Annotated in this window: 21 protein-coding genes; 4 read left to right on the top strand and 17 right to left on the bottom strand. The window is 64.8% G+C overall.

Annotation, left to right across the window (positions count from 1 at the left end):
- Nucleotides 1–25: 25 nt before the first annotated feature.
- The 3 genes from J1M87_RS23660 to J1M87_RS23650 all read right to left on the bottom strand — a co-directional run bounded on the left by J1M87_RS23660 (nt 26) and on the right by J1M87_RS23650 (nt 2,817).
- Entirely contained in the window at nt 26–727 is a 702-nt protein-coding gene (locus J1M87_RS23660) for a DUF2334 domain-containing protein (RefSeq protein ID WP_206492234.1), read from the bottom strand.
- A gap of 55 nt (nt 728–782) precedes the next feature.
- On the bottom strand, nt 783–1,292 hold the full coding sequence (locus tag J1M87_RS23655; RefSeq protein ID WP_374222415.1) for a glutathione peroxidase: 510 nt from the start codon (nt 1,290–1,292) through the stop codon (nt 783–785).
- A gap of 130 nt (nt 1,293–1,422) precedes the next feature.
- Complete coding sequence (locus tag J1M87_RS23650; protein ID WP_206492232.1) at nt 1,423–2,817, bottom strand: cation:dicarboxylate symporter family transporter; 1,395 nt, start codon at nt 2,815–2,817, stop codon at nt 1,423–1,425.
- Nucleotides 2,818–3,053: 236 nt separating this feature from the next.
- Here J1M87_RS23650 and J1M87_RS23645 point away from each other — a divergent pair, with 236 nt between their 5' ends.
- The gene (locus tag J1M87_RS23645) at nt 3,054–4,547 is read left to right on the top strand and encodes a sensor histidine kinase (protein WP_241257422.1); all 1,494 of its coding nucleotides are present in this window, start codon (nt 3,054–3,056) and stop codon (nt 4,545–4,547) included.
- Entirely contained in the window at nt 4,544–5,218 is a 675-nt protein-coding gene (locus J1M87_RS23640; RefSeq protein ID WP_206492230.1) for a response regulator, read from the top strand. Before J1M87_RS23645 ends, J1M87_RS23640 begins: the two co-directional genes overlap by 4 nt.
- A 40-nt stretch (nt 5,219–5,258) precedes the next feature.
- On the opposite strand, the gene J1M87_RS23635 is transcribed toward J1M87_RS23640, so the two are convergent.
- Together J1M87_RS23635 and J1M87_RS23630 are read right to left on the bottom strand one after the other, a co-directional pair.
- Nucleotides 5,259–7,388, bottom strand: a complete 2,130-nt coding sequence (locus tag J1M87_RS23635) for a S9 family peptidase (RefSeq protein ID WP_206492229.1) — start codon at nt 7,386–7,388, stop codon at nt 5,259–5,261.
- The gene (locus J1M87_RS23630; RefSeq protein ID WP_206492228.1) at nt 7,385–8,269 is read right to left on the bottom strand and encodes a phosphoribosylaminoimidazolesuccinocarboxamide synthase; all 885 of its coding nucleotides are present in this window, start codon (nt 8,267–8,269) and stop codon (nt 7,385–7,387) included. Before J1M87_RS23630 ends, J1M87_RS23635 begins: the two co-directional genes overlap by 4 nt.
- Nucleotides 8,270–8,332: 63 nt before the next feature.
- On the opposite strand from J1M87_RS23630, the gene J1M87_RS23625 reads away from it, so the two are divergent.
- Together J1M87_RS23625 and J1M87_RS23620 are read left to right on the top strand one after the other, a co-directional pair.
- A complete protein-coding gene (locus J1M87_RS23625; RefSeq protein ID WP_206492227.1) occupies nt 8,333–9,736 on the top strand; it encodes an MDR family MFS transporter in 1,404 nt (467 codons plus the stop codon).
- A gap of 143 nt (nt 9,737–9,879) precedes the next feature.
- The gene (locus J1M87_RS23620) at nt 9,880–10,500 is read left to right on the top strand and encodes a hypothetical protein (RefSeq protein WP_206492226.1); all 621 of its coding nucleotides are present in this window, start codon (nt 9,880–9,882) and stop codon (nt 10,498–10,500) included.
- On the opposite strand, the gene J1M87_RS23615 is transcribed toward J1M87_RS23620, so the two are convergent.
- From J1M87_RS23615 to J1M87_RS23560, 12 genes are all read right to left on the bottom strand, one after another.
- On the bottom strand, nt 10,497–11,552 hold the full coding sequence (locus J1M87_RS23615; RefSeq protein WP_206492225.1) for an ABC transporter ATP-binding protein: 1,056 nt from the start codon (nt 11,550–11,552) through the stop codon (nt 10,497–10,499). The two genes, J1M87_RS23620 and J1M87_RS23615, sit on opposite strands and share 4 nt — an antisense overlap.
- A complete protein-coding gene (locus J1M87_RS23610) occupies nt 11,549–13,129 on the bottom strand; it encodes an ABC transporter permease subunit (RefSeq protein WP_307830915.1) in 1,581 nt (526 codons plus the stop codon). Before J1M87_RS23610 ends, J1M87_RS23615 begins: the two co-directional genes overlap by 4 nt.
- A gap of 4 nt (nt 13,130–13,133) precedes the next feature.
- Nucleotides 13,134–14,174, bottom strand: coding sequence for an iron ABC transporter substrate-binding protein (locus tag J1M87_RS23605; RefSeq protein ID WP_206492224.1), 1,041 nt, complete (start codon nt 14,172–14,174; stop codon nt 13,134–13,136).
- 141 nt (nt 14,175–14,315) lie between these two features.
- A complete protein-coding gene (locus J1M87_RS23600) occupies nt 14,316–15,209 on the bottom strand; it encodes a siderophore-interacting protein (protein ID WP_206492223.1) in 894 nt (297 codons plus the stop codon).
- Nucleotides 15,210–15,291: 82 nt separating this feature from the next.
- Complete coding sequence (locus J1M87_RS23595; RefSeq protein ID WP_206492222.1) at nt 15,292–16,098, bottom strand: ABC transporter ATP-binding protein; 807 nt, start codon at nt 16,096–16,098, stop codon at nt 15,292–15,294.
- Nucleotides 16,095–17,162, bottom strand: a complete 1,068-nt coding sequence (locus J1M87_RS23590) for an iron chelate uptake ABC transporter family permease subunit (protein WP_206492221.1) — start codon at nt 17,160–17,162, stop codon at nt 16,095–16,097. The genes J1M87_RS23595 and J1M87_RS23590 overlap by 4 nt, the downstream gene beginning before the upstream one ends.
- Complete coding sequence (locus J1M87_RS23585; RefSeq protein WP_206492220.1) at nt 17,159–18,223, bottom strand: iron ABC transporter permease; 1,065 nt, start codon at nt 18,221–18,223, stop codon at nt 17,159–17,161. Before J1M87_RS23585 ends, J1M87_RS23590 begins: the two co-directional genes overlap by 4 nt.
- A gap of 5 nt (nt 18,224–18,228) precedes the next feature.
- Nucleotides 18,229–19,500, bottom strand: a complete 1,272-nt coding sequence (locus tag J1M87_RS23580; RefSeq protein ID WP_206492219.1) for a lysine N(6)-hydroxylase/L-ornithine N(5)-oxygenase family protein — start codon at nt 19,498–19,500, stop codon at nt 18,229–18,231.
- Entirely contained in the window at nt 19,497–19,913 is a 417-nt protein-coding gene (panD, locus tag J1M87_RS23575) for an aspartate 1-decarboxylase (protein ID WP_206492218.1), read from the bottom strand. Before panD ends, J1M87_RS23580 begins: the two co-directional genes overlap by 4 nt.
- Nucleotides 19,913–21,256, bottom strand: a complete 1,344-nt coding sequence (locus J1M87_RS23570; protein ID WP_206492217.1) for a salicylate synthase — start codon at nt 21,254–21,256, stop codon at nt 19,913–19,915. The genes panD and J1M87_RS23570 overlap by 1 nt, the downstream gene beginning before the upstream one ends.
- Nucleotides 21,257–21,346: 90 nt before the next feature.
- Nucleotides 21,347–23,239: a siderophore-interacting protein gene (locus J1M87_RS23565; RefSeq protein WP_206492216.1), complete on the bottom strand. Its 1,893-nt coding sequence runs from the start codon at nt 23,237–23,239 to the stop codon at nt 21,347–21,349.
- 61 nt (nt 23,240–23,300) lie between these two features.
- Nucleotides 23,301–24,374 (bottom strand): ABC transporter substrate-binding protein, encoded by a 1,074-nt coding sequence (locus tag J1M87_RS23560; protein ID WP_241257377.1) that lies wholly within the window; start codon nt 24,372–24,374, stop codon nt 23,301–23,303.
- Nucleotides 24,375–24,442: the final 68 nt, after the last annotated feature.

The raw sequence follows: 24,442 nt of genomic DNA, 5'->3' as shown, positions 1-24,442 counted from the left end.
TTCCGAAGCAGAGCGAACGGCGGACCTAGGCCACGCGGGATTTGGGGCGCGGAATCCATTCGTAGATTCCGGCCTCGGCTCCGTGGTGCAGGGATAGGTCGATGGCATCGAGGATGGCCTGGCGCGGTCCGGGTCGTCCGAGTTGCTTGGCACTGATGGCCAGGCGCACCACGCCGTCCCGTCGGGCAGTGCGGCCCGCGCCGAGTACCAGTGCCTTGAACCACCAGGGTTCGGCTTTGAATCCTTCGCCGATTCCCCACACGCGGGCGCGGACGACGCCGTCGCGGTCGAGGTCGTGCATCGCGTTCAGTGCGGCGAGCATTCTGAATCCGGCGTCGGGTAGAGCTTCTACTGCTCCGGGTGAGGCGATCCAGCGCGGAGCAGCGAACACTCGGGTGCGTAGGCCGGTCTGTTCCATCACCCGGTCGGCCGCCATGAGACGCAGTCTGGCTTCGTGACGCGGCAGCGCGGAGAACTCGGAGCGTCGACGCTTCGTCGCGGCCTGGTCGTAGCCGTGCAGCACGATCGCGTCGCCTCCGTCGCGTCGGGCCCGCAACCATTCCTGGGTGGGGGCATCGGCTGCGAGACGGTATTTGTCTTTCAGCCGGGGAGCGACGAGCAATGACAGCGGAACGCCTCGTCCGTCCAGGATTCGCGCGAACTCGGCGGCATGCTCGTAGGTGTCGTTCTTGATTCCGCTCACCGATACGATCAGGCGTCCAGACATGACTCGAGCCTCGCACACCAGCGTGAACGAGGCTCGACGTCGATGCAGACGGAAGCTAAACGGCCATCGTTTCCTTCGGCAGGATCTTGTCGATCGCGTCGAGTATCTCGGGGGCGTCGGGCTCGGTGCGCGGGCGGAATCGGTTGGTGACGACGCCGTCGGGCGAGATCAGGAACTTCTCGAAGTTCCACTGGACGTCTCCGGCTTTGCCTTCGGCGTCCTCGACCTTGGTCAGTTCCGCGTACAGGGGGTGCTGGTTGTCACCGTTGACGTCGACCTTCTCGGTCATCGCGAAGGTGATGCCGTAGGTGGTGGAGCAGAAGGTCTCGATTTCTTCTGCGGTGCCGGGTTCCTGGCCACCGAACTGGTTGCAGGGCACTCCGACTACCGACAGGCCACGCGAGGAGTATTCGTTCGCGAGCTTCTCCAGCTTCTCGTACTGCGGAGTCAATCCACACTTCGAGGCCACATTGACCACGAGGACAGCCCTTCCGGCGTACTCGTCGAGCGAGGTGGGTGCACCACCGAGCGTGTTGATGCCGATGTTCTGAACTTCAGTCATCACCCGAACTTACCCGTGGGTCAGCCGCTGAGGGGAACCGACGTACGAAAGCAAGTACGACCCCGCTCCTGGCGAGGTCGTACTTGCATTTTCCGAACCGGGCGACGGGGGTATACGCGGCGCCCGGCAGGCTCTACGCCTTGGCGGCGTGCTTTTCGATGACGACCTGCTTGTCTGCAGGTGCGTCCTCGGGGAGGTGGTCGTCGACCATGGTCTCCTCGTCGAACGGCAGGTGGCCGTCGAGCACTGAGTTGACCCGGTCCCGGTCGATCGTCTTCGTCCAGGTGCCGACCAGCAAGGTGGCCACTGCGTTGCCCGAGAAGTTGGTCAGTGCGCGGGCTTCGGACATGAACCGGTCGATTCCGACGATGAGCTGAACGCCGTCGAGCAGCTCGGGACGGTGGCTCTGCAGGCCGCCTGCGAGGGTGGCCAGGCCGGCTCCGGAGACTCCGGCTGCGCCCTTGGAAGCGATGATCATGAACAGCAGCAGCGAGAACTGCTCGGGGATCGACAGCGGCATGTTCATGGCGTCGGCGATGAAGATCGAGGCCATCGTCAGGTAGATCGCGGTGCCGTCGAGGTTGAAGGAGTAACCGGTGGGGACGACGATGCCGACGGTGGTGCGCTCGACGCCGACGTGCTCCATCTTGGCGATCAGACGCGGCAGGGCCGACTCGGACGAGCTGGTGGCGACGATGAGCAGGTATTCCCGGGCCAGGTACTTGACCAGCTTGAAGATCGAGAAGCCGGAGACGAAGCGCAGGATCAGGCCGAGGAAGAAGAAGACGAAGATGAAGCAGGTGATGTAGAACGCCAGCATCAGAGTGCCGAGCTGAATGACCGCGTCGAATCCGGTCTTGCCGACGACACCGGCGATGGCACCGAATGCACCGATCGGGGCGAGCCACAGGATCATGGTCAGGATGCGGAATACGAGCTTCTGGATGGACCCGATGCCCTTGAGGATTCCTTCACCGCTCTTGCCCATCGCTTGCAGCGCGAAGCCGACGAGGATGGCCACGAACAGCGTCTGCAGGACGGATCCGGCGGTCAGCGACGACAGCAACGACGTCGGGATGATTCCGGCGATGAAGTCCATGGTGCCGCCGGCCTCGTGCGCGGTGTCAGCCAGCTTCATGCCCGCATCGTTGGGCGAGATGTTGAGGCCGTCACCTGGCTTGATGAGGTTGCCGACGACCATGCCGATGCCCAGAGCGATGGTCGACATACCGAGGAAGTACGCCAGTGCCATTCCGCCGACGCGTCCGACGCTGGCTGCTGCCCGAACCGATCCGATGCCGAGGACGATCGTGCAGAAGATGACCGGGCTGATCATCATCTTGATGAGAGCGACGAACAGTGTGCCGAGGATCGACAGGTCGGAGGCGAAGTCCTTGGCCACCAGTCCGACGATAACGCCGGCTATGACGGCGATGATCACGGCAATGTAGAGCCAGTGAGTCTTGTCGCGCTTCTTCTTGGGCTCCGAGGGCGGATTGTCGAACCGCTCGGCATCGATGGTTGTCATTGGTTTTCCTTCTGGTTTCTCGTGAAGTGCGAGTGAGAACTACGGACTTCGTGACTACTAGGAGGGGAGTGAGGTGGGTCACGCCTGCTGAGAGATGATGTTGCTCGACGCCGTGATCGGAGTCACCTATACGTTCATTTCGTTCACATCGAATCTTCTTGCTCGAAAGGAATGCGTTGTCCTCGAAGCGCCCGCTCAGCGTCGCCGGCCAGGTCCTCGTGCTGCAGCTCGTCGTCATGGCGGTCGTCGTGTTCGCCGGCGGCATCCTGACGGTGCTCAACGAACGGGCCAACAGCGATGACGCCACCCGACGCGAGGTCACGGCTATCGCCGTGAGCATCGCCAACGAACCTTCGACGCCTCTTGCGATCGAATCCGACGATCCGACCTCGCGTCTGCAACCCGAAACGGAGAAGATCCGGCAGATCACCGGTGTCGATTTCATCGTCGTCATGGCACCGGACCGGACCCGGTTCACCCACACCACAGTCGCTCTGATCGGTAAACCGTTCAGCGGCAACATCGATCGCGCGTTGCATGGTGAAACGTTCACCGAGACGTACGTGGGCTCTCTCGGACCGTCGATCCGAGCGGTCACTCCGGTGTACAACTCCGCCGGCGACCTGGTCGGTCTCGTTTCGGCGGGCGTCACCAGGGCCAAGATCAGTGACCAGTTCTTCCGGGGGCTCCCGCTCATCATCGGGGTGGTGCTCGCCGCCTTCGCCGTCGCTGCAGCGGGCTCGACGCTGCTCAGCCGCCGACTCCGACGTCAGACGCTGGGAATGGCCCCCGCAGAACTGCGGACGATGTACGAGCATCACGACGCCGTCCTGCATTCGATCGGTGAAGGTCTGCTGGTGTTCGGCCGCGGCGACGAGGCGGAGCTGGTCAACGACGAAGCCCGACGCCTCCTCGACCTACCGGACGGGCCGGTATCGTTCGAGTCGTTGCCGGAGTCGATGCAGCAGATGGACACCGGCATCGTGCGCGGCGAGTTGCATCTGACGAAAGATCGCGTGCTCGTCGTCAACCAGGATCCGGTGATGTGGGAGGGCAAGCGCCTCGGCAACGTTCTGACGATTCGCGATCAGACCGAATTGCGTTCGTTGATGGGCGAATTGGACTCTGTGCGCAGTTTCGCAGAGTCGCTGCGTTCACAGGCCCACGAAGCCGCCAATCGCCTGCACACGGTGATCACGATGGTCGAACTCGGGCGGCCCCAGGAAGCCGTCGAGTTCGCCACGGCCGATCTCGAGCTCTCGCAAACTCTGATCGACCGACTGATGAACGCCGTCGGCGAACCAGCGCTTGCTGCGCTGCTGCTGGGCAAGGTCAGCCAGGCCGCCGAGCAGGGAGTGGAGCTGACCATCACCGACGACACCGCCATGGAACACGAGGGGATCCTGACGGCTCGCGAATTGGTCACGCTGGTAGGCAATCTGATAGACAATGCCATCGATGCCTCGAAAGAATCCGATCAGCCCTGGGTCGAAGTGACCGTCCGTGACGCCGACGGTCACCTCGTCGTCCGCGTGGCCGACAGCGGTCCCGGAATGCCGCCGGAGACCTTGAAAGCCGCTCTGCGGCGAGGCTATTCGACCAAATCCGGCTCGCGCGGACTCGGCCTGGCACTGGTCGCCCAAGTGATCAATCGCTATCGAGGGACGCTGAGGTCGGAAGTGACGTACGGATCTGTGATCGTTGCCGATATCCCGGGATCGACGTCGTGATCCGGGTACTGATCGTCGACGACGAACCGCTGATCGCCGAGGCCCACACGACCTACGTCGAGCGCACCCCGGGGTTCGAGGTGGCAGGCGTCGCCCACAGCGGCGCAGCTGCGATGCGGTTCGCCAGCACCGAAGCGGTAGATTTGGTGCTGCTCGATATCGGACTGCCCGATGCCAGCGGCATCGACGTCGCTGCCGCGCTCGGCGGTCTGCGTCCGAGCCCCGACGTCATCGCCATCACTTCCGAACGGGATCTGTCGGTGGTGCGTTCGGCGGTGGCGCACGGCATCGTGCTGTACCTGCTCAAGCCGTTCACATTCGCCGCGTTCCGCGACAAGCTCGAGCGTTATCGCGAATTCCACGCCGCGTTGCCCGCGGGCGAGAATGCGTCGAGTCAACGCGATATCGACCGTGCGATGGCGCATCTGCGTACCGCCGACGAACGCGTGTCGACGCCGAAAGGAATTGCCCCGCAAACCATGGACGGCATCACCGCCTGCGTCAAGGAGGCTGCCGACGGACTCAACGCATCGGAGGCCGCCAGGGTCGTCGGGGTCTCGCGAGTGACGGCCTGGCGCTACCTCGAACGCCTCGCCGACGACGGCCTGGTCACCCGGCACACCGAATACGGCAAAGCCGGGCGACCGCAGGTTCGTTACGTGTGGCGCTGACGCGCCAGTGGTGCGGATAAGTGCCCTCCGGGGCGCTTGATCACACCACTGCGGCGCCAGCCGCACGCACGATCCACGCGTACTCGAAGGCCGCTTCTTTCCATTTCTCGTAGCGACCACTGACTCCTCCGTGTCCAGCGCTCATTTCGGTCTTGAGCAGTAGGTCGGAGTCACCGGTCTTCGTTGCCCGCAGGGCGGCAACCCATTTGGCGGGTTCGACGTAGAGCACGCGGGTGTCGTTGATGGACGTGATCGCCAGGATCGACGGGTAATCCTTGGCCTCGACGTTCTCGTAGGGACTGTACGACTTCATGTACTCGTACACTTCTTTGTCTGCCAACGGGTTTCCCCACTCGTCCCATTCGATGACCGTCAGGGGTAGCGACGGATCCAGGATGGAGGTGAGCGGGTCGACGAACGGAACGTTGGCGAGAATGCCGTTGAACAACTCCGGTGCGAGGTTCGCCACCGCCCCCATCAGCAAACCGCCCGCGCTGCCGCCGTCGGCGACCAGATGCTTCGGCGAGGTGCGTCCGGTGGAGATCAGATGCTGTGCGGCAGCAATGAAGTCGGTGAACGTGTTCTTCTTCTTCAACGTCTTGCCGTTGTCGTACCAGTGCCGACCCATCTCGCCACCACCGCGTACGTGCGCGACGACGAACACGATGCCCCGGTCCAGTAGGGAGAGCCGCGCCACCGAGAACGACGGGTCCATCGAGGCCTCGTACGATCCGTAGCCGTAGAGCAGCGTCGGCGCGGGGCCGTCTGGTACGTCCTTGCGCGCGATGACCGACAGTGGGATCTGCGTGCCATCCGGCGCGGTGGCCCATTCGCGGTGCTGAACGTAATCCCCGGCATCGAACTCACCGAGAACCGGCTGCGATTTGCGGAGCAGCAGTTCGCCACTGGCGATATCGAGGTCGTAGACCTGCCCGGGTGTGATGAACGAGGTGTACACCATCCGTAGCAAGGGCTGATCCCACTCGGGGTTCGAGCCGGCTCCGACGGAATAGAGCTCCTCGTCGAACTCGAGCTCACGGCATTCGCCGTAACCCTGGTCGGTCAGCGGCCAGATCGCCATGCGGGTCAACGCTTCTCGCCGGTACGTGAAGATCAGGTGGCCGGCGAAGGCATCGATGTCCTCGACCCGCACGTCCTCGCGATGCGGCACCAGGATGCGCTGATCGAGTGGATCGCTCACCGGAGCGTCGGCCAGAAGGAAGTTCTCTGCCTTCTCCCCCTCGGTGCCCCAGCCGTTCACCGAGCCGTTGTGGGTGATGAGGAAGCGATCCTCACCGGCCACCACCGCATGTTCGATGCTGTATTCGACGCCGTCCGTGCGGGGCAGAACGACGCGGAACTCCCCTTCCGGATCGGAGGATTCCAGGACGAGGCACTCGGAGGTGATCTTGGAGCCGACCCAGATCATCAGGTACTTCTCGCTTCGGGTCGATCCGAAGCCGACCCAGTAACTTTCGTCCGGTTCGTGGAAGACCTTCACGTCCTCGGCCTGCCCGAGCGTGTGTCGCCAGACGGTATCGGGACGCCAGGATTCGTCGACCGTCAGGTAGAAGACGTGCAGGCCGTCGGCGGTCCAGGTGGCTCCCGGTGCGACGTTCTCGATGGTGTCGGCCAGCAATTCGCCGGTGTCGAGGTTCTTGAAGCGCAGTGTGTAGCGCTCGTCGCCCTCGGTATCGGTGGAATAGGCCAGCAACGTGCCGTCGAGGCTGACGGAGAACGCGCCGAGGGAGAAGAAGTCGTGGCCCTGCGCTTCGAGATTTGCATCGAGCAGGATCTGTTCACCCGGCACGTCTACGTCCGAGGACAATGTGGGCGGTGTCCAGTTCTCGTCGGAGACCACAGGGCACCGGCACTGCAGACCGTAGGACTTTCCCTCGACCGTGCGTGAGTAGTACCACCACTGCCCCATGCGCGTCGGCACGGACAGGTCGGTTTCCTGGGTTCGTGACTTGATCTCGTCGAAGATCGCCCCGCGGAGCGATTCCAGTCCGGCGGTCTGCTGTTCGGTGTATGCGTTCTCGGCCTCGAGGTAGGCGATCACCTCGGGGTCGTCTTTGGCGCGCAACCACTCGTAGTTGTCGATGAACGTGTCGCCGTGGTGAGTGCGCTCGTGCGGCACCTTCTTGGCTACGGGAGGGGTGATCGTCATGGCGTGACCCAATCGTCGAAGTTCAGACCCGAGATGCGCTCGTAGGCCTCGATGTAGCGGCTGCGTGTCGCGGCGACGATCTCGTCGGGCAACGGTGGAGGTGGGGTGTCGGAGCTGCGATCCCAGCCGGATTCGCCGGTCAGCCAGTCGCGGACGAACTGCTTGTCGAAGCTGGGCTGAACGCGTCCTTCCTGATACGTATCGGCAGGCCAGTAGCGCGAGGAATCGGGAGTGAGCACCTCGTCGGCGAGTACGAGGTTGCCATCGGAATCGGTTCCGAACTCGAACTTGGTGTCCGCGAGAATAATTCCGCGTTCCAGAGCGAAGTTGGCCGCGCGGGAGTAGATCTCGATGGTGTCCTCCCGCAACTTGAAGGCGAGATCGGCACCGAGCATCTCGACTACTCGATCGAACGTGATGTTCTCGTCGTGGTCGCCGATGTCGGCCTTGGATGCGGGGGTGAAAATTGCCTCGTCGAGCTTGCTGGATTCGATCAGCCCGGTGGGCAGCGGCACGCCGCACACCTGTCCGGTCGCGTTGTAGTCCGCCAACCCGGAACCGGTGAGATAGCCACGTGCGACGCATTCGACCGGGACCATGTCGAGCTTCTTCACCACCAGTGCGCGGCCGAGCAGTTCGGCTGGAATTCGTTCGTCGCGCGGATCACCGGCCAGATGGTTGACGCCGCCGAGTTCCTCGAAGAAGAACACGCTCATCGCCGTCAGCACGCGCCCTTTGTCCGGGATCGGGGTGTCGAGGATGTGGTCGTATGCCGAGATTCGGTCGCTCGCGACGAGCAGTAGGTGCGCGTCGTCGATGGTGTACAGGTCGCGGACCTTGCCGCCGGCCAGATGCTCGTAGCTACTCAGTGTTGGTCGCACGGTGTTCAACACTATCTGGGCCGGTGCCGCGTCGTCGTGGGGTAGGGATCACAATGAGTAGCAATGGCAACGACCGATTCATCCACTGACGTCGGATTCCGCTCCGAGCGGGGACCGATCCTGATCGCGTTGATGCTCAGCTCGGCCCTGGTGGCCCTGGACGCGACGATCATTGCCACCGCCGTGCTCGCCATCGTCGGCGATCTCGGTGGATTCGCGCAGTTCCCATGGCTGTTCTCGATCTACCTGCTCGCGCAGGCGGTCTCGGTACCTCTCTACGGCAAACTGGCCGACCTGTTCGGTCGCAAGAAGATCATGTTGTTCGGAATAGCGGTGTTCTGCCTCGGTTCCATTCTGTGCGGGCTGGCCTGGAGCATGCCAGCGCTGATCGTCTTCCGCGCAGTGCAGGGTCTCGGTGCCGGCGCTGTGCAGCCGATGGCCATCACGATCGCCGGAGACATCTACACCCTCACCGAACGCGCGAAAGTGCAGGGCTACCTGGCCAGCGTGTGGGCTGTGTCCTCGGTACTCGGACCTGCACTCGGCGGTGTGTTCTCGGAGTACCTGTCGTGGCGATGGATCTTCTTCATCAACATTCCCCTGTGCGCGCTGGCCGCATTCATGCTGTTGCGCAAGTTCGTCGAGGGCGCTGTCGAACGCTCCGAGTCCAAGATCGACTACCTCGGTGCCGGGCTCCTCACCGTCGGCGCGACGATGGTGTTGCTCGGGTTGCTCGAGGGCGGCCAATCCTGGGCGTGGGGTTCACCGATCAGCTTCGCCATCTTCGTCGGCGGATTCGTTCTGCTCGGCATCTTCGCGTGGGTGGAGTCCCGCGCCGAGGAACCGATTCTGCCGCTGTGGGTGTTCACCCGCCGCGTTCTCGTCGTCAGCAGTGTCATCTCGATGCTCGTCGGTGCGCTGATTCTCGGCCTGACCTCGTACGTGCCGACGTTCGTACAGGGCGTGTTCGGAACGGGCGCGATCGTCGCCGGCTTCTCGCTGTCCACGCTGACTCTCGGTTGGCCCATCGCCGCCTCCCAGTCCGGGCGGGTGTATCTGCGCTTCGGCTTCCGCAGGACGGCTCTGATCGGCGGTTCGATCGGCGTCGTGGGGACAGCACTGACGACGCTGCTCGACGCCCAATCGCAGATCTGGCACGTAGCGGCGATGTGTTTCGTCATCGGCCTCGGAATGGGGTTGATTGCGAGTCCGACGTTGATCGCCGCCCAGTCGAGTGTCGGGTGGGCCGAGCGCGGCGTCGTCACCTCCACCAACATGTTCGCCCGTTCCCTCGGCAGTGCGGTCGGCGTCGCCGTGTTCGGTGCCATCGTCAACGCGCGCGTCTCCGGCAGTCGCGAACCCGAACAGCTGTCCGACGCCATTCATCTGGTCTTCATCGGCGTCCTGGTTGCTGCCGTGATCATGACCGTGACCGCGCTGCTGATGCCGAAACCGTCGACGCCGTAACGTCGCTGCCGAACTGGTGTCGAGGAGGAGGCCAGCAGCTGGGTCGACACTGTCTACAGGGCTTGCTCCTCAGCGCTGGAGTCCTGGCTGTCGGCGTCATCGTGACCCTGTCGGGTGCGTATCGGCGTCGGTAGCGTCGCTGCATGGCTCTCATTCATCGCGCGACGCTCGTCCCCTCGAAACTGGAGGCGATCGTGGCCTGGATTCCGGCGCAGCCGTGGGCACTCGACATCGACGGCCTCGAGGCAGTCGGTGCCTATCGCTACGACGATCCCGATGGTGAAGTGGGCGTCGAAACCCATCTCCTACGGTCGGCATCGGGCACGGTGTTGCAGGTGCCGCTGACTTACCGCAGCGCGCCACTGGAGGGGGCGGAGTCGTATCTGGTTGCCACGATGGATCATTCGGCGTTGGGCAAGCGCTGGGTCTACGACGGCGTCGGCGATCCGGTGTACGTTGCCGTCACTGCAGCCGCGATCTCGAACGGCACCACTCGAGCCGAACTGTATGTCGAGGAACACGATGGAACCAGGTCTACGCGCGAGCAGACGACGTCGGTGTCCGGAACCGGCGCCGACTCACTCGCGGAACCGCTCGGCGAGCGGACGGTCGAACAGATCGACACCGCCACCCTCGTCCGCACCGAGCACGCCACCCTGCTCGTCCGCCGCGTCATCGATGCGGCCTCGACTCGGCTGCCGCACCTGCGCGGAACCTGGCCCGGCCAACCCGAGCCTGTTGTGCTGGTGGAACTGCGACTCTAGGTCGACGAGCCCTCGAACCAGTGCACCGGAGACGTCACCGACACATCAACGGCGGTGCCGGGAGCGAAACGGTCCGAGGTCCGAGCGATGGCGCGCAGTTGCAGCCCGGTATCGCTGTGTCGGAGGGTCACCGAGGATTCGGGGCCGGTGAAGTACTCGTGTTCGACGACGAATGCGCCGTCCTCGCGTTCGGAGACCAGCAGCTGCTCCGGCCGGAGCAACGCCTGTCCGTTTCCTGTCGCCCTGGTGGTGGATTCGAGACGCCCGAGAACGGTGTCGACGTGGCCGCCGCGGGCTGTCGCGTCGACGAAATAGGCGTCGCCGACGAATCGCGCGACGGCGGGTGTGGCGGGCCGCTCGTACACCTGCCTCGGTGTGTCGATCTGCGCGCAGCGACCTCCCAGCAGCACCGCGACCCGATCGGCAGTTCCGAGCGCCTCGGCCCGGTCGTGGGTGACGAGGATCGACGCAGTCTTGCTCGACTGCAACAACTCTCGTACGTCCTGCCGAATCGATGTACGCAGGCCTGCATCGAGGGCGGCGAACGGCTCGTCCATCAGCACCACCGACGGAGCCGGAGCCAGTGCACGCGCCAACGCGATGCGCTGCTGCTGACCGCCCGAGAGTTCGCTGGGCTTGGCCCCTCCGGCGTCGGGCAGTCCGACGAGCTCGAGCATCTCCTCGACGCGTCGTGTGCGCTCTCCGCGGCCGGACAGGTAGGGCCGCAGAAACCCTGCACGCACACCGAATTCGACGTTTCTTCGCACCGTCAGGTGTGGAAACAATCCACCTTCCTGGGGCATCAGGCCTATCCCTCGCTTCTCCGGAGGAACCTGAATCTGCCCCGCCACCGAGATGTCTCTCCCGTCGCAGGTGATCCGGCCCGCGTCGATGCGATGCAGTCCCGCAATGGATCGCAGCAGGGTCGTCTTACCGCAGCCGGAGGGGCCGAGCACGGCCAGCATCTCGCCGTCGCCGAGATCCAGATCGACCCCGTGCAGCACGGCGGTGTTGCCGTACGAGGCAACGAGACCGGCAATCACCATGCTCATGGCAGGTCTACTCGCTTCCGCGTCGCGCGCCCCAGCGCCCGGGTCAGAACGACCGTCGGGACCACCGAGATCAGGATCAGAGCCAGGGCGTACGGAGCCGCCTCGCCGTATCTAAACGCCTCGGTGGTGGACCACAGCGTGGTCGCGAGCGTGTCGACTCCCCGTGGGCGCAGCATCAACGTCGCCGGTAGCTCCTTGGCGACGGTCAGGAAGACCAGAGCAGCCCCCGCGGCGATGCCCGGTGCGGCGATCGGAATGGTCACTCGAAGATCGGTACGCAATCGCCCCGCGCCCAGGGTCCGTGAGACATCTTCGAGGACAACAGGAGTGGCGTCGACGACCGCTCTCGTACTGCCGACGGCCAGCGGCAGGAACAGCACCACGTACGCCAGTATCAGCAGCACAGCCGTCTGGTAGAACGACGGCAGGAACCTGATTCCGAGGAAGACGGTGGCGAGCCCGACGGTGATACCCGGTAATCCGTGCGCGATGTACGTGGACAACTCGGCACCGCGGGCCGTCCGCGAGGTGGATCGGGCGGCGAACAGTGCCACCGGAAACGCGAGCACGGCCACCACCACTGCGGCGGTCGCGGAGTACTGGACGGTCTTGGCGGTGACGGCCAACACGTCCGCCCAGTCGACGGTGAACCGGAACGATCGACTCAGCCACCGCCCCAAGGCCAGTATCGGTACCGCCACCGACAAGGCCAGTGCGGCAGCGACAACGACGTAAGCCGGCGTGCGCCAGCGGCCGAGGACGACGGGCTCGGCTTGTCGGTCGGTACCCGATCCCACTCTCGCAGTAGCACCGCGTCGGGCTCGTCGTTCGAGGAGGGTGAGCACCAACGCGCCCACCACGAGCACCAGCCCGAGGACGGCCGCAGCGGTGCGATCGAGTCCCCCGCGGTACGCACTGTAGATGCCGAGCGTGAACGCGTCGTATCGCATCAGAGCCACCGCCCCGAAATCACTGATGGTGTACAGCGCGACCAGCAGCGCCCCCGCCGCAGCAGCCGGAACGACGCGCCGACACTCGACGGTCAGTGCCGTGCGCACCGCGCCCCGACCGAGGGTTCGCGAGACCTCCGCCAACGATGGGTCCGCGGTGGCGAACGCCGCGGACACCGGCAGCATCACCAGCGGGAAGCAGGACAAAGTGAGTACCAACGCTGCACCGGAAAAGCCTGCCAACGAGGGAAACTCGGCGATCCACAGGTACCCGGACACGTAGGACGGGATGGCGAGTGGAGCTGCAAGAGCCATCGCGAACACTCGTCGCCCCGGCAGATCGGTACGGACGGTCAACCACGCCAGCAGCGTTCCGACCACGACCGACGCGACGAGCACTGTGAGCGTCAGGGCTGCCGTGCGGATGGCGAGGTCGAGGGTGCGTTGCCGAAGGAGCAGTCCCAGCACCTTCTCGGTTCCGCCGTCGAACGCTCGAACGAACAGGTACACCAAGGGCGTCAGCGTCAGCGCTCCCACGCACACCGCGGCCGCCCCGAGAACGGGACGACCGTCGAAGTGGCGCCGCCGAAGCGGGTGGAGTGCGGAGCCGAGCCCGGAGTCGAGCACCTGCCTAGATGATTCCGACGTCGGTGAGCAGGGTCTGGGTGTCCTGGAGCGACGAGAGCTGGCCCAGATCGAGATCGGTCGAGCCCAGCTCGGACAGCGGCGGCAGGTCGTAGTCGGAGGTGACTCCGTCGATGACGGGGTATTCGGCGGTCTCGTTCGCGAAGTACGTCTGCGATTCGGTCGAGAGCAGCTCGCGCACGAAGTCGAATGCCGCTTCCTGATTGTCCGAGGCAGCGAGCACACCGGCACCGGCGACATTGATCAACGCACCGGGGTCGCCGGGCTCGAAGTAGTGCAGCTCGACCGGGGCGTCGGCACCGTTCTCGTCCTTGAAGGGGTACCAGTAGTAGTGGTTGAGCAGGCCGGTGGCCACCTGTCCGTCGTTGACGGCGGTCAGCAACGGCCCGTTGCCCTCGAAGGCAACCGGCTCGTTGGCGACGAATCCTTCGAGCCAGGTGCGCGCACCGTCCTCGCCGCGCTGCACGCGCAGAGCGGTGACGAAGGCCTGGAACGATGCGTTGGTCGGTGCGTAGCCGATCTGTCCGCGCCAGCGCGGGTCGAGCAGTCCGTCGATACCGGTGGGCAGGTCTGCTGCCTGCACCGAATCGGAGTTGTAGGCCAACACGCGGGCCCGCGCGGAGGTGGCGACCCAGGTGCCGTCGGAACCGCGGTACTGCTCGGGAACGAGCGACAGAATGTCCTCGGGCAGCGGCGCGAGAGCGCCCGCTTCGTCCAGGGCACCGAGTGCGCCTGCGTCCTGGCCGTAGAAGACGTCGGCCGGGGTCGCGTCGCCCTCTTCGAGGATCTTTGCGGCTTGGGCGTTGGTGTTGCCCGAGTAGTCGACCTCGATTCCGCCACCGATTCGCTCGATCAGTGGGTCGACGAGCTCTTCACCGCGGCCGGAGTACACCACGAGAGCGGACTCTGCGGTGGCGGACTCGGAGGTGGACGTGCCTTCGTCGGTGGAGCCGGAGCTGCAGGCGACGAGACCGAGGGCGAGAGTTGCGCTGAACGAGACCAGCGCCAGACGGCGAACGGTGAACACGGTTCTCCTGACGAAAACGGGTTATTCGGACAATTCGATGAAAGTACACCACAAAGGTGAGGCTCAGCTACTTTCCGTCCCGGGATCGAACGGCCGGCCCCCGGACAATCGAGCGCCGGACCACGAGTTCGACAACGCCGACTAGAGCCCCACCCGCTCGAGCAGCGCATCGAACGCCTCACTGGCTTCCTGCTCGGAGCGACCGGATTCGATGACGCCGTTGTACACCGCAAGCGCCTCTTCCTGGTATTGCTTGTATTTCTCCAACCACTTCTCGGAGTCCGCGCGCCAGTATCCGATGATGTCGAAGTACGCGATCTCGTAGCCCAATTCCTTGCGGAAGTGCTTACGCACCCGACGTGAGGACGACGCCTCGCCGGCGAACCACACGTACCCCCGCCCCTCGGGTAGTGGGTAGGCCAGCGCTGCGTCGTCGAGAACGCTTGCGCTGTCGCCGTTTCCGGATCCGATGCGCCAGTCGAACGTGACGTCGGCCGCGGTCTCGAGGGATTGGATGTCGCCGCGTTCGAGAACCTCGACGATCGCGTGGGCCTTCACCCCGGCGGGCAACTGTTCGACGAGCCTGCCGAGCGCTGGCAACCCGGTCATGTCCGCAACCAGCAACAGCCATTCGACATCGGCCGGCGGTGAGTACCAGGATCGTGGACGAGTGAACAGCAGCGTCTGCCCAGGCGCGGCCTGCTGCGCCCAGGTGGCCGCTACGCCGCCCTCGTGCGCGAAGAAGTCGATGGTCAGCTCACCGCGCTCCGGATCGAGGCGGCGAATGGTGTAGTTACGGCCCTCCGGGGCGTCGTCGATCCCGTGGAACCACCAGACGCCGTCGACCTCGGTCATCGGTGGCGGCGTCGCCTCGCCCGATCGTGGGAAGTAGAGGCCGACACATTCGTCGGGTACACCGAGCGTGCGGTAACCGGCAACATGTTCGCCGCCGAACGTCACCCGCACCATGTGCACCGTGAGCTGTTCCACCGCAACGACATCGGCGTAGTAGTAGCCACGCGGTTGTTCGTTCATCTCGATCCTCGATACATGTCTCGTCGTAACTCGTGCGAGAACGTTCCGACCGTCTCGACGGCCATCCTCTCCCGATTCTAAACTAAGCCTTGCCTAGCTTGCGACCAGCCACCTTGGGGATCACCAACGGAGTATGCGATTCCGGATCGTCGATGATGCGGCACGGCAGCCCGAAAACCGCCTCGACCAGCTCGGCGGTGACGACGTCGGCGGGCGCGCCCTCGGTGACCACTGCGCCGTCCTTCATCGCGATGATGTGATCGGCATACCGACACGCATGATTGAGATCGTGCAACACGGCGACCAGAGTGTGACCGTTCGCACGGTTCAGAGTGGCCAACAGGTCGAGAAGCTCGATCTGGTGGGCGATATCGAGAAAGGTCGTCGGCTCGTCCAGCAACAACAACGGCGTCTGCTGCGCGAGAACCATTGCCACCCACACACGTTGCTGCTGTCCGCCGGACAGTTCGTCCACCGGACGAGCGGACAGCGACATCACTCCGGTGGCATTCATGGCCTCGATCACCGCAGCCTCGTCCGTCGTCGACCACTGCCGGATCAGCTTCTGATGCGGATAACGTCCCCGCGCAACGAGATCGGCCACCGAAATACCGTCGGGCGCGATGGAGGTCTGCGGGAGCAGGCCGAGGCGTCGGGCAACCTCCTTCGCCGGATACGACGAGATCGCCTTCCCGTCCAGCAGAACGGTTCCGCGAGAGGGTTTCAGCAACCGCGAGAGTGCCCGCAGCAGAGTCGATTTACCACAGGCATTCGGTCCGACGATGACGGTGAACTTGCCGTCGGGAATCTCGACGGACAGGTTCTCGCTGACGACGCTCCTGTCGTATCCGACCGTGATGTCGTCGGTATGCAATCGGGGCTCGGTCACTGCTTCCTGCCTTCCCACGCCAACAACCACACGAAGTACGCGCCGCCGACCGATACCGTCACCACACCCACCGGCAGCTGTGTGGGAGCGAAGAGACGCTGCGCACCGACGTCGCTCACGACCAACAACAGCGCCCCCATGCACGCGGCAGGGACCATCGCCACTCCCGAGGTGCCGGTGAGGCGGCGCGCCAACTGCGGCGCGGCCAGCGCGATGAACGAGATGGGCCCCGCAGCCGCGGTGACCATCGCGATCAGCGCAACCCCGAGGAACACCAGCATCAGCCGGGTCGGCTCGGCGCGCACACCGAGCGCCCGCGCCGCGTCGTCGCCCATCTCCAACATCGGCAGCCGGCGCGAGAGCACCGCCAGGCACGACGCGATGACGACCGACACGGCCAGCACGGGCCCCACCTGCGACCACCCCAGACCGTTGAGGGTGCCCGCACCCCACACCGCCGCGGCGATCGCGTCGTCCAGGTCGGCCCTGATCACGAGCCAGGTGTTGACGGAGGCCAACACTGCGCTGACGGCGATCCCGACGATGATCAACCGAAAGCCCTGCACCCCGCGCCGGTACGCGAGCAGGTAGACCACCGCAGCCGCCGCCAGTCCGCCGACGAGCGCGCCCGCTCCGGTCCGGTAGTAGCCACCACCGAGAGTGAGGATGACCACGAGCGCGCCGGTGTACGCGCCGGTGCCGAAGCCGATGATGTCCGGGCTGCCCAGCGGATTTCGCGTCAAGGATTGAAAGACCGCACCCGATACACCGAGGGCGGCTCCGAACAGGAAGGCCAGTGCCACCCGGGGAAACCGCCACTCCATCACCACGATCTCGGTCAGGCGCGGCGCGTCGCCGAACACCGCGGCGAGCACCTCCTTCGGCGGAATGTAGTAGTCGCCGGTACCGATCGTGAGAACGGCGACCGTTGCCGTCACGAGAAGCAGCGCCCCGCAGACGCCAACCGTTCGGATGTCGATGCGGCCGTCCACTCGATCCCGCAGTCGCAGGATCCACAGCTTTCGGCCGAAATCGATATCGCCACCACGCTGTTCACGGGTCACAGTCCGCTCGCCTTCTTGCGGCGAACCAGCACGATCAGCACCGGCGCGCCGACGAACGCGGTGACGATGCCGACCTGGAGCTCCCCCGGCCTGATCACGATGCGTCCGACCACGTCCGCGAGCAGCAGCAGGCTCGGTGCCGCGAACACGGTGTAGATCAGAATCCACCGCTGGTCCGGTCCGACGAACCAACGCACCATGTGCGGAATCATCAGTCCGACGAATCCGATGGGCCCGGCCGCCGCCGTCGCAGCACCGGCGAGCAGAGTCACCGCAACAACGCCGACGATTCGCGTACGAATCACGTTCGCCCCCAGCGACTGGGCCAGATCGTCGCCGAGTGCGATCGCATTGAGTGGACGAGCGATCAGGGCCGCCAGGAAGAGACCCAGCGCGATGAACGGGGCGACCTCGGATGCGATGTCGAGACCTCGACCGGCCAACGACCCCGCTCCCCAGAACCTCATCTGGTCGAAGGCATCCGTATCGAGCAACAGCATGCCCGAGGTGACGCCACCCAGTACCGCACCGAGCGCAATTCCGGACAGTGTCAACCGAATCGGTGTGGCTCCCGCTCGGCCCAGCGACCCGAGCGCGTACACCACGATCGTGGCGACCACTGCCCCGGCGAACGCGAACCAGATGTACGACCGGATGCCGGTGACACCCAGCGCACCGACGGCGATCGCGACGAAGAACGCCGCCCCTGCATTGACGCCGAGAATTCCCGGGTCGGCCAGCGGATTTCGCGTCATCGCCTGAATCAGCGCGCCGGCCACCCCGAGGGCGACTCCGACGAGCAACCCCAGAACGGTACGCGGAAGCCGTAGTTCGCGGATGATCACCGATTCTGTGGATCCATCGGCGGAGAACAGCCCTCGCCAGACCTCACCGATCGGGATGTACTCGGTGCCCACCGAGATACTCACCAGGCACATCGCTGCCAGAACACCGAGGACGACGAACAACCCCGCGGCCCGACGCGCATCGGTGCGAGCGAGACCACCGACTTCAGCCGGAACTTGTCGATGTTCCGGCTCCTCGCCCGTCCTGGTGCTCACCCGATTCACACCACCGATCGCACCCTCGCGCTCACAGCGGACTTCACGATCTCACCGCTGCGAACAGCGATGTTCGACAGCAACGACGAGGTCAGGCCGTGCGTGTGTTCCGTGCCGCCCTGCAGGTAGATCGAACCCACGCTCGGTTCACGCGTCACGAGTCGGTAGTCACGCGTCACGCGAGGACCGCCGGAGTCGTTTTCGACGGCGTCGAACAGCGGACCGAGTATCTCGGGTAGATCGAGGGACGTGAAGCCGGTGGCATAGACGACAGCGTCGCACAGTATGTCCTCGGCCAGACCCGTCGGGCCGTGCTCGACGGCGGCTCGCACACCCGACGGTTCCTCGACGGCGTCGACCAATCGAGATGCTCCGTGCACGAACAGCCGGCGCCGACCGCTGACCCGCTCGGCGTACTCGCGGGCGTACAGCTCCTCGATCAGCGGCAGGTCGACGGCGGAGTAGTTGGTGCCGCGGTGGTATTGCAACAGCTGCTCACGCAGCGTGTGCGAGGACGAATAGAAGTCGTCCACGGCCGCCGGATCGAAGATGCGATTGGCATAGGGGCTGTCGTCGGCCGGGCTGTACCCGTACTTGCGCAGCACCGCGTGCACCGACGCATCCCCGTACGTCGAGTGCAGGTAATCCACCACCTCGGCGGCGCTCTGCCCGGCACCGACGACGACGAACGTGCGATGCGTCCGCGACGGCAACCGATCGAGATGGCCGAGGAGATCGTGGTTGTGGAACTGCCGCGCCGACGCTGTGACTCCGTCGGGCAGGGTGGCGGTCAGTCCTCCGGCGAGCACGATGTTGCGTCCCCGCACGGTGCCGCTTCGTCGGCCTTCGGTGCGGACGCCGTACCCGTCGCCGGTGTCGACGACGTCCACCGCTCGGGTGCCGTAGTGCACTGTCGCATCGACCTTGTCCGCGGCCCACGCCAGGTAGTCGTGGAACTCGAGCCGGCTCGGGAAGAACGTCTGCAGGTTGATGAAGTGGTTGAGTCGGCCCTGCTCGGACAGATAGGCCAGAAAGGTGTACTCACTGCAGGCGTTGCGCTGGGTCGCCAGGTCCTTGAGGAACGAGATCTGCATCGACGTCCCCGGCAACAACATGCCGGGGTGCCACGCGAACTCGTCCTTGGACTCGATGAAGCAGGCCGTCAATCGTTCTGCTGGAGTGCAGGTTCGATTGTGCTCCTCGATCGCGATGGCCAGACCGAGATTGGAGGGCCCGAATCCGACTCCGAGGATGTCGTAGTTCTCGTGCGAGGTCATCGAACGCTCGCCCCTGACCTCTGATCGAGTGCACCCGGAACCGGCTCGGACGGGTCGACTCCGAGGCCCAGGATCTGGTTGGCAGAGTCGACGTGCACCACCGAAGGACTGTGCGCCGACAGTTCCGATTCTTCTGCCTGTCGGAACGACATGATGATCACCAAGTCGCCCGGGGAGACCAGATGGGCTGCGGCACCGTTGATTCCGATCACACCAGACCCAGCGCGGCCTTCGATCACGTACGTCACCAGGCGGGCGCCGTTGGTGATGTCGACGATGTGGACCTGCTCACCCTCGATCAGATCGGCGGCCCGCATCAGAGTTGCGTCGATGGTGATCGAGCCGACGTAGTGCAGATCGGCATGAGTGACTGTGGCACGGTGGATCTTTCCACCCAACATGGTGCGATGCATCAGGCGTCTTCCTCCTTCTTGCGGACCAGATACGGGGCAACACTGGCGAGCTTCTCGCAGGTTTCGTCGAATTCACGATCGGGTGTCGACTGGCCGACGATGCCGGCTCCGGCACGCAGCCACGCGGAACCCTGCTGCTCGTAGACAGCTCGAAGTACCAGCGCCGCTTCAAGTTCCCCTGCGGACGATGCCTTCACGACGGCACCCGAATACAGACCACGGGAAGGATCGTCGAGCCTCCCGATCGCCTCGATGGCCTCACGTTTGGGAATTCCCGATGCCGTGACGGCCGGGAACAGCGCCCCGAAGGCGTCCCAGCAGGACAGGTCCTCGCGCAGGCGTGCTCGCACTGTCGAGGCGAGGTGTTGGACGCTTCCGCGCTCGCGCACACTCATGAAGTCCGAGACCGCGGTCGACCCGGGGCGCGCAATGGATTCGAGTTCCTCGAACGAGGTGCGGACGGACACAGCGTGCTCGGTGATCTCCTTGGGATCCTGCTCGAGATCGGTTCTGGCGACGGAGTCGGCCTCGGAGCCGAGACCGAAGGCCCGCGTCCCTGCCAGCGGTTCGGTCGTGACCACACCGTGCGCATCGACCGAGGCCACCAACTCCGGACTGAAACCCGCCGCGCGCAGGTCGCCCAAGCGCAGCAGAAACGAGCGAGCCGGGGTGTTCGCCGCGCGCCCGGCCCGGTACGTGCCCGGCATGTCCAGATCGAACGGAATGCGCACCGTGCGAGACAGAATGACTTTGGCGTAGTCGCCGCGGTGAATTTCCGTGACGGCCTGCTGTACTCGAGCCCGATAGTCGTCGAGATCGCCGCCGACATCGAGAGAGTGCACGGTCGTCTCCCCCACGGAGGCGTCCGCGAGTGCGGCCAGCACGCCGGCGCGATCCTCCTCGCTCCCGGTGACCTCGACGTCGTGGTGGTCGACACCGAAGCGGACCTCGACGCGGGGCACGACCAGATGACCGAGCACCTCCTCGGAGTCGCTCGAGCCCGTCACACCGTGCAGGTGGGTCGCGAACCCGAATCCGATGAACCCGTACGCATTCCAGGATTCTCGTCGCAGACCGTCGCAGGCTTCTCGCAACGCTCTCGACGGATTACCGGACCACCGACGCACCGTCGGCTCGTCGATCCCCCACGTGGTCGTGACGACATTCGGTTGCAGGACGATGCGAGCGATCACACCGCCCGCGAATACCCAGCGCCCTCTGTCCTCGTACACGACGTACTCGTCGAACAAGCCCGACTCGGCCAATGTGACCACTGTCTGCAGTCCGTGCTGCAGGCTGGCGGCCTCGGCCGTGCTCGACGCCGTCTCTTCGACAACGGTCATTGTGTGTGCACTCCTGACGGTGATTCGGTCTCGGACCGCGCATCGCGTAACCGACATGCTGCGCGCGTTAGATAGGCAACGCTAACCTAACTAACGCTGGCGCACAACGGCTTCGGGTGCAGGCTGCAGGTCGAGAACCGCGATACCCCAGCCGACGAGACGAGACGCGGTCACCACCAAGCCCGCTGCGGTTGCCACCGACTCGAACTCGGCTCTGGTTCGCACTCCGCCGCCATGCATACAGAGCATCAACAGATCGAACTCGGCCTGATCCTCGGTGATCGCGCCGTCGTCCGACAGGCGTTCCACCACAATCAGTCTCCCGCTCTTCGACAGGCCGGCTGCCGCATGTGTCAGCAGCAACGCCAGATCGTCGTCGCGGTAGTGGCCGGTGACCTCAAGCAACAGATATGCGTCGAACCCACCCCGGGAATCGGCGCGCGGTTCGGACACGACACTCTGAGCGCATTCGGTCACGCGCCCGTGCAGTTCCGGCCACTTCTGCAGATCTCGTCGGACGAGGTCGAGTTCGCTCGGCAATCCGAGAACGGTCGCCGACATCGCGTCGTGCCCGGTCAGGATCGAGCCGAGCACCACCGCGGCTGCGGCACCGGTCACCGCCAACGTCGACACACCTTCGAACGAATAGTCCTGTACCAGAGCAGGACCCAGAAAAGCAGCCTCGTCTGCGATGTGGTTGTGGTGCAATTGCGTCAGCCGTGGCGAGCCGGCGAGGTCCTCGCTCAACGTCTTGCCGGTGAGCGCACTGGCACTGGCAGCGCCGGTGCGCAGACTCTCGACGAGTCCGGTGATCGACAATTCCACTCGCGCCTCGATGCCGTCGAAATCCAGCCAGTGCGAGATCCAGTCGTCACCGAGCATGGCTTCTCCGATATCGGCGAGGATCACACCTCCGTCCGAATCCTCGGTGAGCACATCGACAGACCGCAGGTAGCGAACGAATTTCGCCAGGGCTCGCGGATCGGTGCCCGTGGCCGTGGCCAGCTCGTCCACGGTGCGGATGCCGCGGGAGACATGCCACGGGATGCGCAAGGTGTTGGCGGCCCTGATCGCGAAGGGGGAGAACATCTCCGCACGTTCGGCGAGTCTGTCGAAGGGCTCGGATTCGCGGGAGTTCAGATCCGGCACCTCCGGATCGTCCACGCGAGTGAGAACCTCTGCCCGACGCCAGTAGCCGGTGACCTCGACCATCTCCGGTGCCAGCGCGCGATCCTCGCGCAGGTATCGCCTGATGCCCTTGAGCGTTGTGGATTCGCCTGCTACCCAGGCGAACACGGTTCCCTCCCACCAGGGCGCACCACGCACGGCTGTTTCCAGCAGGTCTCCGGTGCCTGCAACCGCACCGTCGCGGTGGACCCAGGTGATCTCGACGTCGGCGGCCGTCGGCAGCGGTAGTTCTCGTTCGGCGTCGGCCACCTCGACGAACACCCGGATTCGCTCACCTGCTCCGGCTTCGTCGAGATAACGAGCAACAGCAGGCAACGCGGTCTCGTCTCCGACGAGCAACACCCAATCCACCTCGGCAGGAGCGTGACCCGAGCGCACCGGACCGAGCAGCGGGATGGAATCCCCCACCGAGCAGCGACGACCCCACGTCGAGGCGATTCCGGTGTCATGAGTGACGAAATCGAGAGTCAATTCTGCTCTCCGAGCATCGATACTGCGCACGGTGTAGTTGCGCGTCAGTGGCCGCGACTCCCGCGGCCATTCCACCGTGCGCTCGTGCTGCACCGGTAGAACCATCGTGCCGTTGTCGTCGAGAGGAAAGAACAAGCGGACGAAGTCGTCGAATCCCTCGCTGCGCAGCGCCGGAAAGTCGAATCCGTCTCGCGAGAATTCGCGCAGCTGCGGCCCACCCAACACGATCCGGCGCATTCCCGAACCGAGTTGCCGCGTATCGATCACGGTCGCCGTGCGGATGACTTCGGGAAAGACGACCTGAAGTCGATGAGACCTTGCCACGGTGGAACACGCTCCTTCGCGAGTGCAGAGATGTGGTGCGTCGGGTCGGCCTGCGCTCGGATCAGTCCTGAACGTTCTCGGCGGCAGCGTTCAGCGCCGAGGCCACGTCGTCGAGGATGTACGGAATCGTCAGTACTGTCAGGCCCCCGAACGCGAAATTCTTGTCGGCACTCAGGTTTTCGGTCGACGCGGTACGTCCCTGCGCCAGTACAGGCTGGGAGGCCACGGCGGGTTCGGCCAGGAACCCGGCGAGAGATTGTTTGTCGTACGCCACGACGAACAGCACGTCCGACTTCAGCAACGAGGCCTGTTCGAGACTGAGCTCGAAGTACACGGCCTCGGGGTCCTTGGCCGGGTCTGCCTCTTGAACGGTGGGCTCGTTGACCAGACCGAGCTGCTCGAGGAACTCGACTCGTACGTCGTCGTCTTTGCTGACGGCGAAGGTGCCGGGAGCGTTGGGAAGCGCGATGGTGAGGGTCTTGCCCTGCAGCGCAGGATACTTCGCAGCTGCATCGGCGATGGAAGCCTCCACACCGGACACCAGATCTGCGGCTTCCTTCTCCTTACCGAGGGCCTTGCCCGCGATGGTGAGCTGGTCCTCCCACGAGGTGGTCCACTGCTCGTCCGGGTACGCGACGACCGGGGCAATGTCGGAGAGCGTGTCGAACTCGTCCTGGCTCAATCCCGAGTACGGCGCGAAGATCAGATCCGGTGCGGCGGCGGCGAACTGCTCGACGGGGACCGCGCCGGTTCCGTCACCGGTGAGCAGTGTGGGCGCGTCGCCTCCCAGGTCGGCGAGCGCCGTGGCATCCCACGGCAGAACTCCGCGATCGTCGGCTCCGTACTGGGCACCGTCGAATGTGGGCATGGCAACGGGTACGACACCGAGGGCGAAAATCGCGTCCTGATTGGACCAACCCCAGGTGGCGATCCGCTTCGGTGCCTCGGGGATCGTCGCGGATCCCAACGCGGAATCGATGGTGACCGGAAATGCGGACTCCTGCGTCGACGTGGTGGAATCGGCCGCAGGTGCCTGCTCGGCTCCGCTACTGCAACCGGCGGCGAGGCCGATCGTCAACCCACCGGCGAGCGCGATCGATGCAGCGCTCCTCATCCACTTCGTACGAACCTTCATCGTCTCTCGGAACCTCTCGACTCGACCGCGCTCAGTGCGTCCCCACCCGATTGGGACGAGGCGATTGA

The sequence above is a fragment of the Rhodococcus sp. KRD162 genome (assembly GCF_017168335.1).
In the GTDB taxonomy this organism is placed as follows: domain Bacteria; phylum Actinomycetota; class Actinomycetes; order Mycobacteriales; family Mycobacteriaceae; genus Rhodococcoides.
The sequence above is the reverse complement of the archived record's forward strand: the minus strand, read 5'-3'. Positions and strand labels throughout refer to the sequence as shown.

Excerpts from the sequence above, each read along its gene's own strand:
- J1M87_RS23635 (WP_206492229.1), bottom strand. The coding sequence starts at position 7,388 with ATGACGATCACCCCTCCCGTAGCCAAGAAGGTGCCGCACGAGCGCACT.
- J1M87_RS23615 (WP_206492225.1), bottom strand. The coding sequence starts at position 11,552 with ATGAGCATGGTGATTGCCGGTCTCGTTGCCTCGTACGGCAACACCGCC.
- J1M87_RS23660 (WP_206492234.1), bottom strand. The coding sequence starts at position 727 with ATGTCTGGACGCCTGATCGTATCGGTGAGCGGAATCAAGAACGACACC.
- J1M87_RS23600 (WP_206492223.1), bottom strand. The coding sequence starts at position 15,209 with ATGAACGAACAACCGCGTGGCTACTACTACGCCGATGTCGTTGCGGTG.
- J1M87_RS23580 (WP_206492219.1), bottom strand. The coding sequence starts at position 19,500 with ATGACCTCGCACGAGAACTACGACATCCTCGGAGTCGGATTCGGGCCC.
- panD (WP_206492218.1), bottom strand. The coding sequence starts at position 19,913 with ATGCATCGCACCATGTTGGGTGGAAAGATCCACCGTGCCACAGTCACT.
- J1M87_RS23625 (WP_206492227.1), top strand. The coding sequence starts at position 8,333 with ATGGCAACGACCGATTCATCCACTGACGTCGGATTCCGCTCCGAGCGG.
- J1M87_RS23560 (WP_241257377.1), bottom strand. The coding sequence starts at position 24,374 with ATGAAGGTTCGTACGAAGTGGATGAGGAGCGCTGCATCGATCGCGCTC.
- J1M87_RS23570 (WP_206492217.1), bottom strand. The coding sequence starts at position 21,256 with ATGACCGTTGTCGAAGAGACGGCGTCGAGCACGGCCGAGGCCGCCAGC.
- J1M87_RS23620 (WP_206492226.1), top strand. The coding sequence starts at position 9,880 with ATGGCTCTCATTCATCGCGCGACGCTCGTCCCCTCGAAACTGGAGGCG.
- J1M87_RS23650 (WP_206492232.1), bottom strand. The coding sequence starts at position 2,817 with ATGACAACCATCGATGCCGAGCGGTTCGACAATCCGCCCTCGGAGCCC.
- J1M87_RS23645 (WP_241257422.1), top strand. The coding sequence starts at position 3,054 with ATGGCGGTCGTCGTGTTCGCCGGCGGCATCCTGACGGTGCTCAACGAA.